This is a genomic window from Pantoea cypripedii (assembly GCF_002095535.1).
Lineage (GTDB): Bacteria > Pseudomonadota > Gammaproteobacteria > Enterobacterales > Enterobacteriaceae > Pantoea > Pantoea cypripedii.
In genome coordinates this window covers 288,936-304,498 of the sequence record NZ_MLJI01000001.1, presented here as the reverse complement: position 1 = coordinate 304,498, position 15,563 = coordinate 288,936, and the positions used below count along the sequence as shown (strand labels likewise).

General features: G+C 53.2%; 16 protein-coding genes. 6 read left to right on the top strand and 10 right to left on the bottom strand.

Annotated features, from left to right (window positions below):
• The first annotated feature begins 108 nt into the window (after positions 1–108).
• From parS to HA50_RS01335, 3 genes are all read left to right on the top strand, one after another.
• Positions 109–552, top strand: coding sequence for a type II RES/Xre toxin-antitoxin system antitoxin (parS, locus tag HA50_RS01345; protein ID WP_084871847.1), 444 nt, complete (start codon positions 109–111; stop codon positions 550–552).
• Positions 549–1,010: an RES family NAD+ phosphorylase gene (locus HA50_RS01340; RefSeq protein ID WP_084871846.1), complete on the top strand. Its 462-nt coding sequence runs from the start codon at positions 549–551 to the stop codon at positions 1,008–1,010. Before parS ends, HA50_RS01340 begins: the two co-directional genes overlap by 4 nt.
• Positions 1,011–1,159: 149 nt before the next feature.
• Positions 1,160–1,369: a YdgH/BhsA/McbA-like domain containing protein gene (locus tag HA50_RS01335; protein ID WP_084871845.1), complete on the top strand. Its 210-nt coding sequence runs from the start codon at positions 1,160–1,162 to the stop codon at positions 1,367–1,369.
• A 123-nt stretch (positions 1,370–1,492) separates the two neighbouring features.
• On the opposite strand, the gene ssb1 is transcribed toward HA50_RS01335, so the two are convergent.
• Positions 1,493–2,038: a single-stranded DNA-binding protein SSB1 gene (ssb1, locus tag HA50_RS01330; protein ID WP_084871844.1), complete on the bottom strand. Its 546-nt coding sequence runs from the start codon at positions 2,036–2,038 to the stop codon at positions 1,493–1,495.
• Between the two features lie 214 nt (positions 2,039–2,252).
• On the opposite strand from ssb1, the gene uvrA reads away from it, so the two are divergent.
• Positions 2,253–5,081: an excinuclease ABC subunit UvrA gene (gene uvrA / locus HA50_RS01325; protein WP_084871843.1), complete on the top strand. Its 2,829-nt coding sequence runs from the start codon at positions 2,253–2,255 to the stop codon at positions 5,079–5,081.
• Between the two features lie 224 nt (positions 5,082–5,305).
• The gene (locus HA50_RS01320; protein ID WP_084871842.1) at positions 5,306–6,370 is read left to right on the top strand and encodes an NAD(P)-dependent alcohol dehydrogenase; all 1,065 of its coding nucleotides are present in this window, start codon (positions 5,306–5,308) and stop codon (positions 6,368–6,370) included.
• Here HA50_RS01320 and HA50_RS01315 read toward each other — a convergent pair.
• The 6 genes from HA50_RS01315 to dnaB all read right to left on the bottom strand — a co-directional run bounded on the left by HA50_RS01315 (position 6,367) and on the right by dnaB (position 11,384).
• Positions 6,367–6,717: an MmcQ/YjbR family DNA-binding protein gene (locus tag HA50_RS01315; RefSeq protein WP_084871841.1), complete on the bottom strand. Its 351-nt coding sequence runs from the start codon at positions 6,715–6,717 to the stop codon at positions 6,367–6,369. The genes HA50_RS01320 and HA50_RS01315 overlap by 4 nt on opposite strands.
• Positions 6,714–7,136: a secondary thiamine-phosphate synthase enzyme YjbQ gene (locus HA50_RS01310; RefSeq protein ID WP_084871840.1), complete on the bottom strand. Its 423-nt coding sequence runs from the start codon at positions 7,134–7,136 to the stop codon at positions 6,714–6,716. Before HA50_RS01310 ends, HA50_RS01315 begins: the two co-directional genes overlap by 4 nt.
• 136 nt (positions 7,137–7,272) lie before the next feature.
• Complete coding sequence (locus HA50_RS01305) at positions 7,273–8,466, bottom strand: amino acid aminotransferase (RefSeq protein ID WP_139810887.1); 1,194 nt, start codon at positions 8,464–8,466, stop codon at positions 7,273–7,275.
• Positions 8,467–8,514: 48 nt separating this feature from the next.
• Positions 8,515–9,129, bottom strand: a complete 615-nt coding sequence (locus HA50_RS01300; protein ID WP_084871838.1) for a YitT family protein — start codon at positions 9,127–9,129, stop codon at positions 8,515–8,517.
• Positions 9,130–9,357: 228 nt separating this feature from the next.
• Positions 9,358–9,849, bottom strand: a complete 492-nt coding sequence (locus tag HA50_RS01295; RefSeq protein ID WP_084871837.1) for an Lrp/AsnC family transcriptional regulator — start codon at positions 9,847–9,849, stop codon at positions 9,358–9,360.
• Between the two features lie 128 nt (positions 9,850–9,977).
• On the bottom strand, positions 9,978–11,384 hold the full coding sequence (gene dnaB, locus HA50_RS01290; RefSeq protein WP_084871836.1) for a replicative DNA helicase: 1,407 nt from the start codon (positions 11,382–11,384) through the stop codon (positions 9,978–9,980).
• Between the two features lie 74 nt (positions 11,385–11,458).
• Here dnaB and HA50_RS01285 point away from each other — a divergent pair, with 74 nt between their 5' ends.
• Positions 11,459–12,442 carry a quinone oxidoreductase gene (locus HA50_RS01285; protein ID WP_084871835.1) on the top strand — a complete coding sequence of 328 codons (984 nt, stop codon included), beginning with the start codon at positions 11,459–11,461 and terminating at the stop codon, positions 12,440–12,442.
• Between the two features lie 192 nt (positions 12,443–12,634).
• On the opposite strand, the gene pspG is transcribed toward HA50_RS01285, so the two are convergent.
• The 3 genes from pspG to HA50_RS01270 all read right to left on the bottom strand — a co-directional run bounded on the left by pspG (position 12,635) and on the right by HA50_RS01270 (position 15,462).
• Positions 12,635–12,901: an envelope stress response protein PspG gene (gene pspG, locus HA50_RS01280; RefSeq protein ID WP_084871834.1), complete on the bottom strand. Its 267-nt coding sequence runs from the start codon at positions 12,899–12,901 to the stop codon at positions 12,635–12,637.
• A gap of 216 nt (positions 12,902–13,117) precedes the next feature.
• Positions 13,118–14,113, bottom strand: a complete 996-nt coding sequence (dusA, locus tag HA50_RS01275; protein WP_084871833.1) for a tRNA dihydrouridine(20/20a) synthase DusA — start codon at positions 14,111–14,113, stop codon at positions 13,118–13,120.
• Between the two features lie 98 nt (positions 14,114–14,211).
• A complete protein-coding gene (locus tag HA50_RS01270; RefSeq protein ID WP_084871832.1) occupies positions 14,212–15,462 on the bottom strand; it encodes a conjugal transfer protein TraF in 1,251 nt (416 codons plus the stop codon).
• Between the last annotated feature and the right edge of the window lie 101 nt (positions 15,463–15,563).

Here is a 15,563-nt window from a genome sequence, read left to right as displayed (position 1 = left end):
ATGTGGCAAAAGGTTAAATGATTATCAAACCCTGACCTGGGCAAAGCCATTGCAAAAATCGGACAATTGTCAATAATGATACATGACAAATGTCAGAGGAGAAGTCATATGAAAACCTATATTCCGAACGGGCAGCCCCATGACAATGCGCTCTGGCGCGTCGCAGGCTTACCTCCCCGAGGGCTTGAGTTAACCCGTATGCTTGAATCTGGTTTACCTGTCGAAGTGATCGACAATATCCGTTACTGGGCTTCCATGTCTCGCTCAGAGATTCTGCAAATCACCGGCCTCAATGAACGCAATATCGCGCGTCGTAAAAGTGCTGGCAAAAGCCTTTCACCAGACGAAAGCGAACGGGTTGCCCGCTTCGTGCGTGTGATGGATGCCACAGTGAAACTGTTTGACGGCAACAAACAAGATGCAACTGATTGGTTAAGTCGACCAGTAAAAGGTTTAGGTAATATTGCGCCAATTTCCCTGTTGATTAGCGAGACCGGTGCGCTGGATGTGCTGGATTTGATTGGCAGGCTGGAACATGGTGTCTTCGCGTGATCTTTTATCGACTCACCAAAAGCATGTATGCCGCAGATGCGTGGAATGGCTACGGCGCAAAACAATATGGTGGTCGCTGGAATCACAAAGGCTATCCCACGGTGTATGTAGCCAGTTCAATCGCGCTTGCCGCCCTGGAAATACTGGTACATGTCGCGAAAGAGTCGCTGCTGGATAATTACAGCTTATTCAGCATTGAAATCCCCGATGATGAGGTGACCAGGCTCCCTGATGAATATTTACCGCAAAACTGGCGGCAGGACCCGGCACCCATTGCGACCATGGATTTGGGGAGCGGCTGGTTAGAATCTGGTGAAGGAGCAGCGCTTATTTTGCCGTCCTGCATTATTCCTATGGAAAATAATGCGATCCTCAATCCGCAACATCCAGCCTTTCCGTCGTATCTGGCGAGTGTGAAAGAGCTCCCCTTTGTCTTTGATAGCCGCTTGATTTCATAGCCTCGCGATTTATCGCATCAATCTTTATCAATTTTTTTGAATTATTTCAGCAAAACCCTCAGCTTTTACTTACCGGGCTACAGGTCTATTCTCTCTCACATCGGGGCACAACACCCCACCAACTAAAAATTATCTCTGAGGAAATGACCATGAAATCTATCAAAACTTTCGTTGCAGTTGCGGCCCTGTCACTGGTTTCTTTCGGCAGCTTCGCACAAAGCATCACCGCTTCCGCTTCAACTCTGGATGGTGCCGAAGCCAAAATCGCCGCTCAGGCTGCACAGCAGGGCGCGCAGTACAAAATTACTGAAGCACATAGCAATAACCGCGTTCATATGACCGCAGAACTGTATAAATAACGGATGGTCGTACAGGGAAGTACCGGGACAGGTCGCCGCAAGGCGGCCTTTTTCGTATCTGGGATTTGGGCGATAAAAAACCCCGACCAGCGGGGTTTTATAACGTCTGCGAAGCAAACCGAATCAGAACGGAATGTCGTCATCAAAGTCCATCGGCGGTTCATTGTTCGCCGGTGCGCTCTGCTGCTGCGGACGCTGCTGTGCGCCGCCGCTGAACTGGTTACCGCCGCTCTGCTGCGGCTGCTGCGGCTGGCCCCAGCCGTTATTGTTGCCGCCACCCTGGCCGCCCATCGGCGCACCACCGGCATTAGCGCCCTGCTGACGCCCACCCAGCATCTGCATGGTGCCGCCAACGTTGACCACGATTTCAGTGGTGTAACGATCCTGACCACCCTGGTCCTGCCATTTACGGGTGCGCAGCTGACCTTCGATATAGACCTGCGAACCTTTACGCAGATATTCACCGGCCACTTCCGCCAGCTTGCCAAACAGCACAACGCGGTGCCATTCAGTGATCTCTTTGTTTTCACCGGTTTGCTTATCGCGCCAGCTTTCTGACGTAGCCAGTGTAATGTTGGCAACTGCACCACCATTCGGCATATAACGCACTTCCGGATCCTGACCCAGATTCCCGACAAGAATCACTTTGTTAACGCCACGACTGGCCATGTTGCTGTCTCCCGATGAGTTAATGCGTCAATTCTAAACGATCAATTCTAACACGTCATGGCGGCTGTTCCCACTTTCGAGCGCGCTTCCATAATAGACAAAAAAAACACAAAATACTGGATATTTATTCAGTCTATTTTTTGTGCCATAATACGCGTTTCTTCTGGCCGCCGTCGGCAAGGCGCGGCGAGTGCTTCTAATCCGGGAAAGGTGAATGGATAAGATCGAAGTTCGTGGTGCCCGCACCCATAATTTGAAAAACATCAACCTGATCATCCCTCGCGACAAACTCATTGTGGTTACCGGCCTGTCAGGTTCCGGTAAATCCTCTCTGGCGTTTGATACGCTGTACGCGGAAGGTCAGCGTCGCTATGTAGAGTCACTCTCTGCCTATGCGCGCCAGTTTCTTTCTTTAATGGAGAAACCGGACGTTGACCATATTGAAGGTCTCTCGCCCGCCATCTCCATTGAGCAAAAATCCACTTCCCATAACCCGCGCTCCACGGTCGGCACCATTACGGAAATCCATGATTACCTGCGTTTGCTGTTTGCCCGCGTCGGTGAACCGCGTTGCCCGGATCATGATGTCACGCTGGCGGCGCAGACCGTCAGCCAGATGGTGGATCAGGTGCTGTCACAGGAAGAGGGCCGTCGCCTGATGCTGCTGGCCCCGGTGGTGAAAGATCGCAAAGGCGAACACACCAAAACGCTGGAAAACCTGGCGACCCAGGGTTATATCCGCGCCCGTATCGATGGTGAGGTTTGCGATCTCTCCGATCCGCCGAAGCTGGAGCTACAAAAGAAGCACACCATTGAAGTGGTGATTGACCGCTTCCGCGTACGTGACGATCTTGCCACCCGTCTGGCCGAATCCTTCGAAACCGCGCTGGAGCTGAGCGGTGGTACGGCAATTGTCGCGGATATGGACGACAGCAGCGTTGAAGAACTGCTGTTCTCTGCCAACTTTGCCTGCCCGGTGTGCGGCTATAGCATGCGCGAGCTGGAGCCGCGTCTGTTCTCGTTTAACAACCCGGCGGGAGCCTGCCCGACCTGCGACGGTCTCGGCGTGCAGCAATATTTTGACCCTGACCGCGTGGTACAGAACCCGGAACTGTCACTGGCTGGCGGCGCGATTCGCGGCTGGGATCGCCGTAATTTCTACTATTTCCAGATGCTGCGTTCCCTCGCAGAGCATCTGGATTTCGATGTCGAAGCCCCGTTCAACAGCCTGAGCGACAAAGCGCAGCAGGTGATTTTGTACGGTTCCGGCAAAGAAAGCATCGAGTTCAAATATATCAACGACCGAGGTGATACCTCGGTACGTCGCCATCCGTTTGAAGGTGTGCTGCACAATATGGAACGCCGTTATAAAGAAACGGAATCCAATGCCGTCCGCGAGGAACTGGCGAAATTTATCAGCAACCGTGCCTGTGCCAGCTGCGAAGGTACCCGCCTGCGCCGCGAAGCACGTCACGTCTTTGTGGAAAATACCAATCTGCCGACCATCTCGGATATGAGCATCGGTCACGCGATGGATTTCTTCCGCGAACTCAAACTGAGCGGCCAGCGCGCCAAAATCGCGGAAAAAGTACTGAAAGAGATTGGCGATCGCCTGAGCTTCCTGGTCAACGTGGGCTTGAATTATCTTTCCATGTCGCGTTCCGCCGAGACCCTTTCCGGTGGTGAAGCACAGCGTATCCGTCTGGCAAGCCAGATCGGTGCGGGGCTGGTTGGCGTGATGTATGTGCTGGATGAACCCTCCATTGGTCTGCACCAGCGCGATAACGAACGTCTGCTGAGCACCCTGATTCACCTGCGCGATCTCGGCAATACGGTGATTGTGGTCGAACACGATGAAGATGCGATCCGTGCCGCCGACCATATTATTGATATCGGCCCAGGTGCCGGAGTGCACGGCGGCCAGGTGGTGGCGGAAGGCGATGTCAATGCCATCATGGCGCATGAAGACTCCCTCACCGGCCAGTACCTGAGCGGCAAACGTGAAATCGCCATACCGAAGGAGCGCGTCAAAGGCGATCCAGCCAAAGTGCTGAAGCTAACCGGCGCACGCGGCAACAACCTGAAAGATGTGACGCTGACGGTGCCGGTTGGCTTGTTTACCTGTATCACCGGCGTCTCCGGTTCCGGTAAATCTACGCTTATCAACGATACGTTGTTCCCGATTGCTCAGCGTCAGTTAAATGGGGCCACCAGCGGCGAACCGGCTCCGTATCGCGAGATCGCTGGCCTTGAGCATTTCGACAAAGTGATCGATATCGATCAAAGCCCGATCGGCCGTACTCCGCGTTCTAACCCGGCCACTTATACCGGCATCTTCACCCCGGTACGTGAGCTGTTTGCCGGTGTGCCGGAAGCGCGCTCCCGTGGTTATAACCCAGGCCGTTTCAGCTTTAACGTGCGCGGCGGACGCTGTGAAGCCTGCCAGGGCGATGGCGTGATCAAAGTGGAAATGCACTTCCTGCCGGATATCTATGTCCCCTGCGATCAGTGCAAAGGCAAACGCTATAACCGCGAAACGCTGGAAATTAAGTACAAAGGCAAAAGCATTCACGAAGTGCTGGAGATGACCATTGAAGAAGCGCGTGACTTCTTTGATGCCGTGCCTGCACTGGCGCGTAAGCTGCAAACGCTGATGGATGTGGGTCTGTCCTATATCCGCCTGGGTCAGTCTGCTACGACGCTGTCCGGTGGTGAGGCACAGCGCGTTAAACTGGCGCGCGAACTGTCGAAACGCGGAACTGGCCAAACGCTGTATATCCTCGATGAGCCGACCACCGGTCTGCACTTCGCCGATATCCAGCAACTGCTGGAAGTGCTGCATCAGTTGCGCGACCAGGGCAACACCATCGTGGTGATTGAGCACAACCTCGACGTGATTAAAACCGCAGACTGGATTGTCGATCTTGGCCCGGAAGGCGGCAGCGGTGGCGGTGAAATACTGGTAGCAGGGACACCTGAGACCGTGGCGCAGTGTGAAAAATCGCACACGGCACGCTTCCTTAAGCCAATGTTAACTAAATAATTCCCTTTCCAGGCCCGCGATTGCGGGCCTGATTTTTTCTGCCGGATTCCGCAGCGAAATGCAGAAACAGGCAAGAATCAGACAACTTCAGGCATATACGCTTTCCACCTGGCTGACTATCCTTACACAGTTCCTTTTTGGCACGCTTAACGTGCCTTTATCCCGCCCGCTTCGGTTGACGGGATCCCGCGAAAAACTCACGACACATCGTAACTGGAGACACCATGAATATTACGCATGCCTATGCCGCACAGGACGCGAAATCCAAACTCGCCCCGTTCGACTATAAGCCGCGCGAACTGCGCGCTCATGATGTGCAGATTGAAGTGTTGTACTGCGGCGTCTGCCACTCTGACCTTCATACCGCGCGTAATGAATGGAAAAACACCATTTTCCCGGTGGTGCCGGGCCATGAAATCGTTGGCCGTGTCACTGCGGTTGGCGCACACACTCACAAATACAAAGTGGGTGATTTGGTGGGAGTAGGTTGTCTGGTTGACTCCTGCCGCAGCTGTCCGAGCTGCCAGGAAGGGCTGGAGCAATATTGCGAAAACGGTTTTGTCGGCACCTATAACGGTGAAGACCGCGAAACCAAAGCTATCACCTACGGCGGCTACTCCACCAGCATGGTCGTAGATGAAAACTTTGTGCTGCGCGTACCGGAAAACCTCGATCTGGCGGGTGTCGCACCGCTGCTGTGTGCCGGTATCACCACTTACTCACCGCTGCGCCACTGGAACGTCGGTCCGGGTAAAAAAGTAGGGATTGTCGGCCTGGGTGGCCTGGGCCATATGGGTGTGAAACTGGCGCATGCGATGGGTGCGCATGTGGTACTGTTTACCACTTCACCGTCAAAAATCGAAGATGGTAAACGTCTGGGCGCTGACGAAGTGGTGATTTCAAAGGATGCCGATCAGATGGCACAGCACCTCAACAGCTTTGACTTCATCCTCAACACCGTGGCAGCACAGCACGATCTCAACCCGTTTATTGCCCTGCTGAAACGCGATGGCAATATGACGCTGGTGGGTGCACCGGAGCACGATCACCCGGCACCGCAGGTGTTTAACCTGATCTTCAAGCGTCGCAGCATCGCTGGCTCGCTGATTGGTGGCATTGCGGAAACCCAGGAAATGCTGGATTTCTGTGGCAAGCACGGTATCACTTCCGATATCGAACTGATCGCCATGAACCAAATCAACGAAGCCTACGAGCGTATGCTGAAAAGCGACGTGAAGTACCGCTTTGTGATTGATATCAACACCCTGCGTGAGGAAGCTGCGGCTTAATCCTCGTTATGGCTGACGCCCGCCGCGCGCGTGGCGTCAGCCTGTTGCCAGGAGGCATCCACCAGATAGTAAATCTGCGAATCCTTCAGTGAACCATCCAGCCACAGGGTACTCCAGTGGGTTTTATTGAGATGCTCACTTGGAAACACATCGCTATGCTCCTCACGTAATAACTCTGCCAGCGCAGGCGTGGCTTTCAGCGATACCGCCGGACGCCCCTTGACGTCATGCACCATGGCAAACAAAATACCCTCACTTTTAATCTGCGTGGCTTTCCAGTCACTGTGTACGCTCTGTTCCGCGCCCGGCTTGCCCATGCAATACGTCAGTAAATCCGAAGTGTTCATGATGACTCCCCTTGTAAGGTGGCGACGATGCGCCTCGATCCGCCGTGTACCCGATGTTCACCGAGATAAATCCCCTGCCAGGTACCCAACACCAGCCGTCCCCGGCTGACCGGAAGTAACAAGGATACGCCGAGTAACGATGACTTAATGTGCGCAGGCATATCATCTGCACCTTCATAATCATGCTGATACGGGGCATTTTCCGGCACATGACGCAGGAAATGTTGTTCCATATCGCTACGTACCGTGGGGTCGCAATTTTCATTGAGTGTCAGCGAGGCTGAAGTGTGTTGTAGCAACAAATGCAGCTGCCCGATACGCACATCTGATAGCGCACGAATTTGCCCGACTACCTCGTCAGTGATCAGGTGAAAACCACGGGGTTTAGCGCTAAGCGTTAAGGTTTGCTGGTGCCACATACTGAAATCCTGAATTAAACACACCGTTTAAGTGTGCAGCATGTCGGCAAAAGGTAAAGGAAAAAGCGGCCTGGAATAGTGCGAAAAAAACCGCCAGCCCGAAGGCATGGCGGTTCAGATACGGCAGAGGCAGGCGTTACATCACGGCAGCAAAGGCTTCTGCTACCTGATGGACGTTACGGCTATTCAGGCCCGCCACACACATACGGCCGCTGGCAATCAGGTACACGCCGAACTCGTCGCGCAGACGATCAACCTGCTGTGCGCTGAGGCCGGTGTAGCTGAACATACCGCGCTGCTTCAGCAGATAATCGAAGTTTTGACCTGGCAGTTTCTCGCTCAGTACTGCAACCAATGCCTGACGCATTTCGATAATGCGCAGACGCATCGCTTCGACTTCCGCCAGCCAGTTGTTCAACAGCGCTTCATCGTTCAGCACGCAGGAAACCACCTGAGCACCGAAGTTAGGCGGGCTGGAGTAGTTGCGACGTACGGTAGCTTTCAGCTGACCCAGCACACGACCCGCTTCTTCTGCGCTATCACAGACGATAGAGAGTCCGCCGACGCGCTCACCATACAGTGAGAAGATTTTCGAGAAGGAGTTGCTGACCAGCGCCGGCAGGCCCGCTGCGGCAACCGCGCGAATCGCATAGGCATCTTCATTCATGCCTGCGCCAAAGCCCTGATAAGCGATGTCGAGGAACGGAATCAGCTCCTGCGCCTTCAGCACCTCAACGGTTTGATCCCACTGCGCGTTAGTCAGATCAGCACCAGTCGGGTTGTGGCAGCACGGATGCAGCAGCACGATGCTTTGCTTCGGCAGGGTTTTCAGCGCCGCAATAAACGCATCAAATTTCACCCCGTTGGTTTCGTCGTCATACCAGGGATAGGTATTCACCTCGAAGCCTGCGCCGTTGAAGATAGCGATATGGTTTTCCCACGTCGGATCGCTGACCCAGACATTGGAGTTCGGGAAGTAACGCTTCAGGAAATCCGCACCTACTTTCAGCGCACCGGAACCACCCAGCGTCTGAATGGACGCAATACGCCCGGCTTTCAGCATCGGGTGATCGCTGCCAAACAGCAGCGGAGCAATCGCGTTACGGTAAGGACCGAAACCTTCCATTGGCAGGTAGAGCGAAGCCTGATGCGGTGCCGCCTGCAGGCGTTCTTCCGCTGCGGCGACTGCCTGCAGCTGAGGAATGATGCCCTGCTCGTTATAATAGAGGCCGATGCTCAGATTCACTTTGTTGTCACGCGGGTCCTGTTTGAAGGTTTCCATCAACGACAGAATCGGATCGCCGGCATAGGCATCAACATTTTGAAACACGGTGCAGATCTCCATGATTGGTCATAAAAGTCAGGTAACGATGCATCATCAAACCATATAGCGGCCGGGGCGGTGATTCATGGCGATGATCAGATTGAGGACCACCGCGCCCGCTATCGAGGCAAGCAACATAGGTACAGAGACCACAAATAACGACGCCAGCACCACACAGGTGTCGACCGCCATTTGCAGTTTTCCGGCACGCAGACCGATGCGGTCCTGCAGCCAGAGCGCCAGAATATTGACGCCACCCAGGCTGGCCTTGTGACGAAATAACACTATAAACCCAATTCCCATCACCACGTTACCGAACAATGTCGCATAAAACGGATTTAGCGCAGAAAAATGGATGAACAGCGGATGCAGATGGGTAAAGAGTGACACCAGCCCCACAGCACAGAACGTTTTCAGGGTAAATTCCCAACCCATACGGCGCACTGCCAGCCAGTAAAACGGCAGGTTAATCAGGAAAAACGCACTGCCAAACGAAAGCGGCGTCAGATAGCTAATTAAGAAAGCTATCCCGGCGGAGCTGCCGGTAAGCGCACCGGCCTGCTTCAGCATAATCACGCCAAAGGAAACCATCAGCGTACCCAGCACAATCGCCAGAGCATCTTCAATGCGGGAATGGGGGATTTTGGTAGGTTGAACAACGTTATCCATGGATTTTTCTCATTGCAATTGATGCGGTTCAAATGCAAAAAACGCACCACATCGGCGACGTCTGCTCGTCGCCGATGGGTGCCAGTGATTATCCAATTGATAACTAAGGCGCTTTATTGCAGGTTTTTGTGCATCGATGAATGACTAATCCATAAATCCATGCACAAATCTGTTATCTGGTGCGCGTTTTTTGCATTTGAATGGCATTAATTGCACCAGACTAGCACATCACGCACTTTTTTGGCGCGTTTTGTGCTCGGGGATTATCATCAAACCGTTCTCTTTTAACCGGCTTAATACCACCGACGTTTTCACATGGGCCACGCTTTGATGGCCTGACACCAGTTGGCTGATTAATGCGCTCAATGAAGCCAGGTCTGACACGGCAACTTTCAGCAGATAATCGGCATCGCCAGTGGTTTTAAAGGCATCAACGATGGCGGTTTCCTGCTCCACCATCCGGTGAAAACTTTCTTCGTAATCGGGGGTGTGATTAATCAGCCGCACTTCAATCAAACCCACCATGCCGAGACCGATAGCATCGGGCGACAACCGGGCGTGATAGCCGAGAATCAGGTTTGCCTGTTCCAGATTGATGCGGCGGCGTGAACATTGCGACGCCGAAAGGCCAACCAAATCACTGAGTTCCTGGTTAGTGAGGCGGCCATTAGATTGTAATAATGTCAGTATCTTAAGGTCGTAATCGTCTACCTGAGTCATTCTGCTTCCACAGCGTAATAGGGTGCGCTTTGCTACAGATAACCTGATTAAAGACGGGGTTGTCCAACACTATTTTGTGATGACGTGAAATGCATGCACAAATCGTGCATGCATCGGGGGAAAGAGGATTATTCGTCGTCGTATTGCGGGCCTGCGTAGTTATCAAAACGCGACCAGTGACCATTGAAGGTCAGACGTACTGTACCGATCGGTCCATTACGTTGTTTACCGATGATGATCTCAGCGATACCTTTCAGATCGCTGTTTTCGTGATAAACCTCATCACGATAAATAAACATGATCAGGTCAGCATCCTGCTCGATCGAGCCGGATTCACGCAGATCCGAGTTGACCGGGCGCTTATCAGCACGCTGCTCCAGCGATCGGTTCAGCTGCGATAACGCCACGACCGGCACATTCAGCTCTTTTGCCAGCGCTTTCAGCGAGCGCGAGATCTCCGCAATCTCCAGCGTACGGTTGTCGGACAGCGATGGCACACGCATCAATTGCAGGTAGTCGATCATGATCATGCTCAGACCGTCGTTTTCACGATAGATGCGGCGTGCACGGGAGCGCACTTCCGTCGGCGTCAGACCAGAAGAATCATCGATATACATATTCTTCTTTTCCAGCAGGATACCCATGGTGGCCGAAATACGCGCCCAGTCTTCATCTTCCAGCTGGCCGGTACGGATACGGGTCTGATCAACGCGTGATAATGAAGCCAGCATACGCATCATGATCTGTTCGCTGGGCATCTCCAGACTGAAGATCAGTACCGGTTTTTCCTGCAGCATGGCAGCGTTTTCGCACAGGTTCATGGCGAACGTGGTTTTACCCATCGACGGACGAGCGGCAACGATAATCAGATCCGAGCCCTGTAAACCGGCGGTTTTTTTGTTCAGATCCTGGTAACCGGTATCCACCCCGGTAACACCATCGTGCGGCGTGGCAACCAGCGATTCAATACGCGATACCGTGGCTTCGAGGATTTGCTCAATGTTTTTCGGGCCATCATCTTTATTGGCGCGCTGTTCCGCGATTTTAAAGACGTTAGATTCGGCGAAATCGAGCAGATCTTCACTACTGCGCCCTTGCGGATCATAACCGGCATCGGCGATCTGGTTCGCCACCGAGATCATTTCACGCACCACCGCACGTTCACGTACGATATCCGCATAAGCGCCAATGTTCGCGGCACTTGGGGTGTTTTTCGCCAGTTCGGCCAGGTAGGCAAAGCCCCCCGCCATATCCAGCTCACCACGTGTTTCCAGCGATTCCGACAGCGTAATCAGGTCGATCGGTTGACCGGCTTCCAGCAGCCGTTGCATTTCGGAGAAGATCAGCCGGTGTGAGCGATTGAAAAAATCATCCGCGACCACACGCTCGGACACATTGTCCCAGCGCTCGTTATCCAGCATCAACCCACCGAGTACCGACTGCTCCGCTTCAATGGAATGCGGCGGCATTTTCACACCTTCCAGCTGACGGTCGCGGGGTTCGTTCGATTTGTTGGTGGGTTTATTTCCTGCCATAGTGAATGCATTACCGATCTTAAGTAGTGACGCGCAAGTATAACGTCACAGGCTGAACAATCACAGGAGTCAGAATGGCAAAGCGTATTCAGTTCAACGAACACGGCGGCCCTGAAGTGTTGCAATGGGTGGATTTTGATCTTGCCGATCCCGCTGAACATGAAGTGCAGGTGGAAAACCGGGCGATTGGCATCAATTACATCGACACTTACGTGCGCAGCGGATTATATCCGGTCGCGGCGAAGCCATCCGGGCTGGGCACCGAAGCGGCGGGCGTGGTGAAAAAAGTCGGTTCTGCGGTCACGCGTTTTAAGGTGGGCGACCGTGTGGTCTACTGCCAGTCATCCCTCGGCGCGTACAGCGAGGCGCACAATGTGCACGAAGATCGTCTGGTGATTTTGCCGGAGCGTATCAGTTTTGAGCAGGGAGCCGCCTCGTTCCTGAAAGGTCTGACGGTGCAATATCTGCTGCGTCAGACTTATAAAGTTAAACCGGATGAGACTTTCCTGTTTCACGCGGCGGCTGGCGGCGTTGGCCTGATTGCCTGCCAGTGGGCAAAAGCGTTAGGTGCGCACCTGATTGGCACCGTCGGCTCAGCCGAAAAAGCGCAGATGGCCAAAGATGCCGGAGCCTGGGCCACTATTAACTATCGCGACGAGGATATTGCGCAGCGTGTCAGCGAGCTGACGAACGGTAAAAAAGTGGCGGTGGTGTACGACTCAGTCGGTAAAGATACCTGGGAACCTTCACTCGATAGCCTGCGCCGTCATGGCCTTATGGTGAGTTTTGGTAATGCTTCCGGTGCAGTAACCGGTGTCGATTTGGGGATTCTGAATAAGAAAGGGTCGCTGTTTGTCACTCGCCCTTCGCTGTTCGGCTACATTACTAACCGTGAAGAACTCGACAGAGCCAGTGCTGAACTGTTTTCTCTGATCGCCAGCCATGCGATTAAAATCACCGTGCCGGAACAGCAAAAATTTGCGCTGAGCGATGCGGCCGAGGCTCATCGGGTACTGGAAAGCCGCGCCACGCTGGGATCCAGCCTGCTGATTCCCTGACGCCAGAAAGCAAACGGGGCTTCCCGTAGGAAGCCCCTTTTTCTTTTTTATAGTTCGCGCTGGTGTAGGGACAGCGGCGATGAATTCATTGTTGACTCAACGGCAGCTATCCTGACAGAAAACATAAGTAAAAAATATGTTTAATTGCGTATTTGTACTAAGCAATGATTAACTCTGTGATCACACCCGCATTTAGCGCCAGCTATCCTTCTCTAACTTACTGATTTTTCTTTTCAGTCGCTGCATCTTTATTTCGCCATCAGGCGTGGTGAAGGCACGATATAACCAGACAGCGACCACGACCAGCACCAGCCACGGCAACAATTTGATAACAAGCGCAAACAACCCACCGAGGAACATCAGCACCGTTGCAACAATCAGCGCAGCAATCACGCCCAGCAATGACACGCCGGTCAGCAGCAGCATAAGAAAAAAGCCGATAACAAATAATATTTCCACGAAGGCTCTCCTGTGTTGGTAACAGGGAATGCATTACAAAATACGTGCCAGGATGAGGATTGCGGCAACCCACTGATATTATTGAAAGTGATGTGCCTGGCGTGCAGATAAAATGGTGAGATTCACTAACTTGTGGTGTAAATAAAACTGAGTTCTGTGATGCCAGATCAGAGATCTGCCGTGACGACGCGATAAATCGCGCCATCACGAATCAAATCAGGCTTCCTGTGGGATCTTATCCGCCACCAGTGCCAGTGCGGCTTCCAGCACGCGCACATCCGCTCCCGGTTTGTGCGCATTTTCGCTCAGATAACGACGCCATTGGCGTGCGCCGGGGATCCCCTGAAATAGTCCCAGCATATGGCGCGTGACGTGGCCAAGGTAAGTTCCTTTCGCCAGCTCCGCTTCGATATAGGGGTACATGCTGCGCACCACCGCCACGGGATCCGCCACCGGGGTATCGCGCCCAAACAGTTCACGGTCAACCTGCGCCAGAATGCCGGGGTTCTGATAGGCTTCGCGCCCCATCATCACGCCATCCATATGTTGCAGGTGGATTTTCGCCTCTTCCAGCGTTTTGATACCGCCATTGATCGCCATGGTTAAATGCGGGAAATCACGCTTCAGTTGATACACGCGTGGATAGTCGAGTGGCGGAATCTCACGATTTTCTTTCGGGCTAAGACCAGAAAGCCAGGCTTTACGCGCGTGGATAATGAAGGTGTCACAACCCCCCTGCTGCGCCACGGTGCCAACGAAATCGCACAGGAAGGCGTAGCTATCCTGATCGTCAATGCCGATGCGGGTTTTCACTGTCACCGGAATGCTCACCACATCGCGCATCGCTTTAATACCATCCGCGACCAGCGCAGCTTCTCCCATCAGACAGGCGCCGAAGCGACCATTCTGCACACGATCGGACGGACACCCCACATTAAGGTTGATCTCGTCATAACCACGCGCTTCTGCCAGCTGTGCACACTGCGCTAACGCCGCCGGATCGCTGCCACCCAGTTGCAGTGCGACCGGATGTTCATCCTCGCTAAAGGCCAGATAATCGCCCTTACCATGAATGATTGCGCCGGTGGTCACCATTTCGGTGTAAAGCAGCGTATCGCCGCTTAATTTGCGGTGAAAATAACGACAGTGACGGTCAGTCCAGTCGAGCATGGGAGCAATGGAAAAACGTTGCGAAGAGAAGGTATCGGTCATGAAACGCAGTAAATCCGGGGTTAAGTGATGAGAATCTGCGCAATCATATCACAGGATTGACGGGCGACACAGCCGCCCGTCGGTGTGAAGAACATCGATCAGAAGTTAAATCCGAGCTGCAACATTGCACCCCAGGTATTGTCAGCACCAACCGAACCAGCCAGATCCAGATGTACCGTATTGTTAAACGGCGACAGACCAAAACCGGCGGTGAAAACGTTGGTGTCATTCGACTTCATATCGGCGCGATAACCGGCACGCAACTGCAACCAGTCCAGCACACGATATTCTCCACCCACGCCAACGTACTGGCTGCTATCTTCTGATTTAAAACGCTTCGTTTGCGTCAGATCGACATCGCCAGTCAGGGTGACGGGGCCGTAGTTCCAGGCCAGGCCGGTGGTGACCAGCGGACGGATTTGGTAAGTATCACGATAGCCATCCACTTCTTTGGTATCGATGTTGCGCGAAATCAGGTTCTGACCGGTCAACCCGAAAGTCCAGTTGTCGGCGAAATCCGTGGCGATACCGGCATCCACGTTGAAACCGATATCGGAACTGCGATAGCGGCTGTTATTGATGTCGCTTTTGTCGTAGTTGTAGATGCTGGCGGTGTAATTATACAACCAGGTTTTCTGCAGCTTTGGCGTGATGCCGACAGAGACCGGATGGCCCGCAATAGTAAACTGGTGCGCTACTGCGATACCGTAATCCGTGACCAATGCAGCCAGGCCATTCGCGCTGGAACGCAAATTGTCTTCATCACCCGGCACCGGAATGATCGTGCCATCGGCCACGCCGTTCAGATAATCAATGTCGCTTTGTGCCACATTCGCCCGGACATGCGCAGTGCCATAAGCCTTGGTGATAAACGCAAAGGGCAATGTTTCATTTGGCACGGTGACAGCCAGAGCCACACCAGCGGAGCCATCCGCTTTGTTGCCACGCAGGTCACTCAACTGATTCGCCATATCCCCTGCGGCAGCTTTGAGCTGCGGGTAGCCATTGAGGTAATCCTGGAAGGTTAAGTTATTAATCACATCCTGATAACGGTCGACGGTATCCGTAATGTCATCGACTTTATTAATCAGTTTGTCTTTATCGGTAACCTGCACACCCGCTGAAGGGAAAATGATGCTTACGTCATCATCAGGTTTTGCTTTGGTCATCAATGCCGGGTTCGCCAGTACCGCGGAGCTCCAGGTGGAAGACGCAACACCGGTACCGCCCATTGCGTCATTACGTGCGTCGTACCAGGTACCTGCTGCCAGAGCTGAAGAGGAAAGAAATACTGAATTCAAAACAACAAGATAAGCAACTTTTTTGCGCCTGAATAATGTCTTCACCATGAGCCTGCCATCACCTTTCAAATGTCGTGACCATGTCATCGACGAAACAATTTACCAGCCCTTATTGTGAACCTGGGCTAACGATTTATTGCTGTGAAATA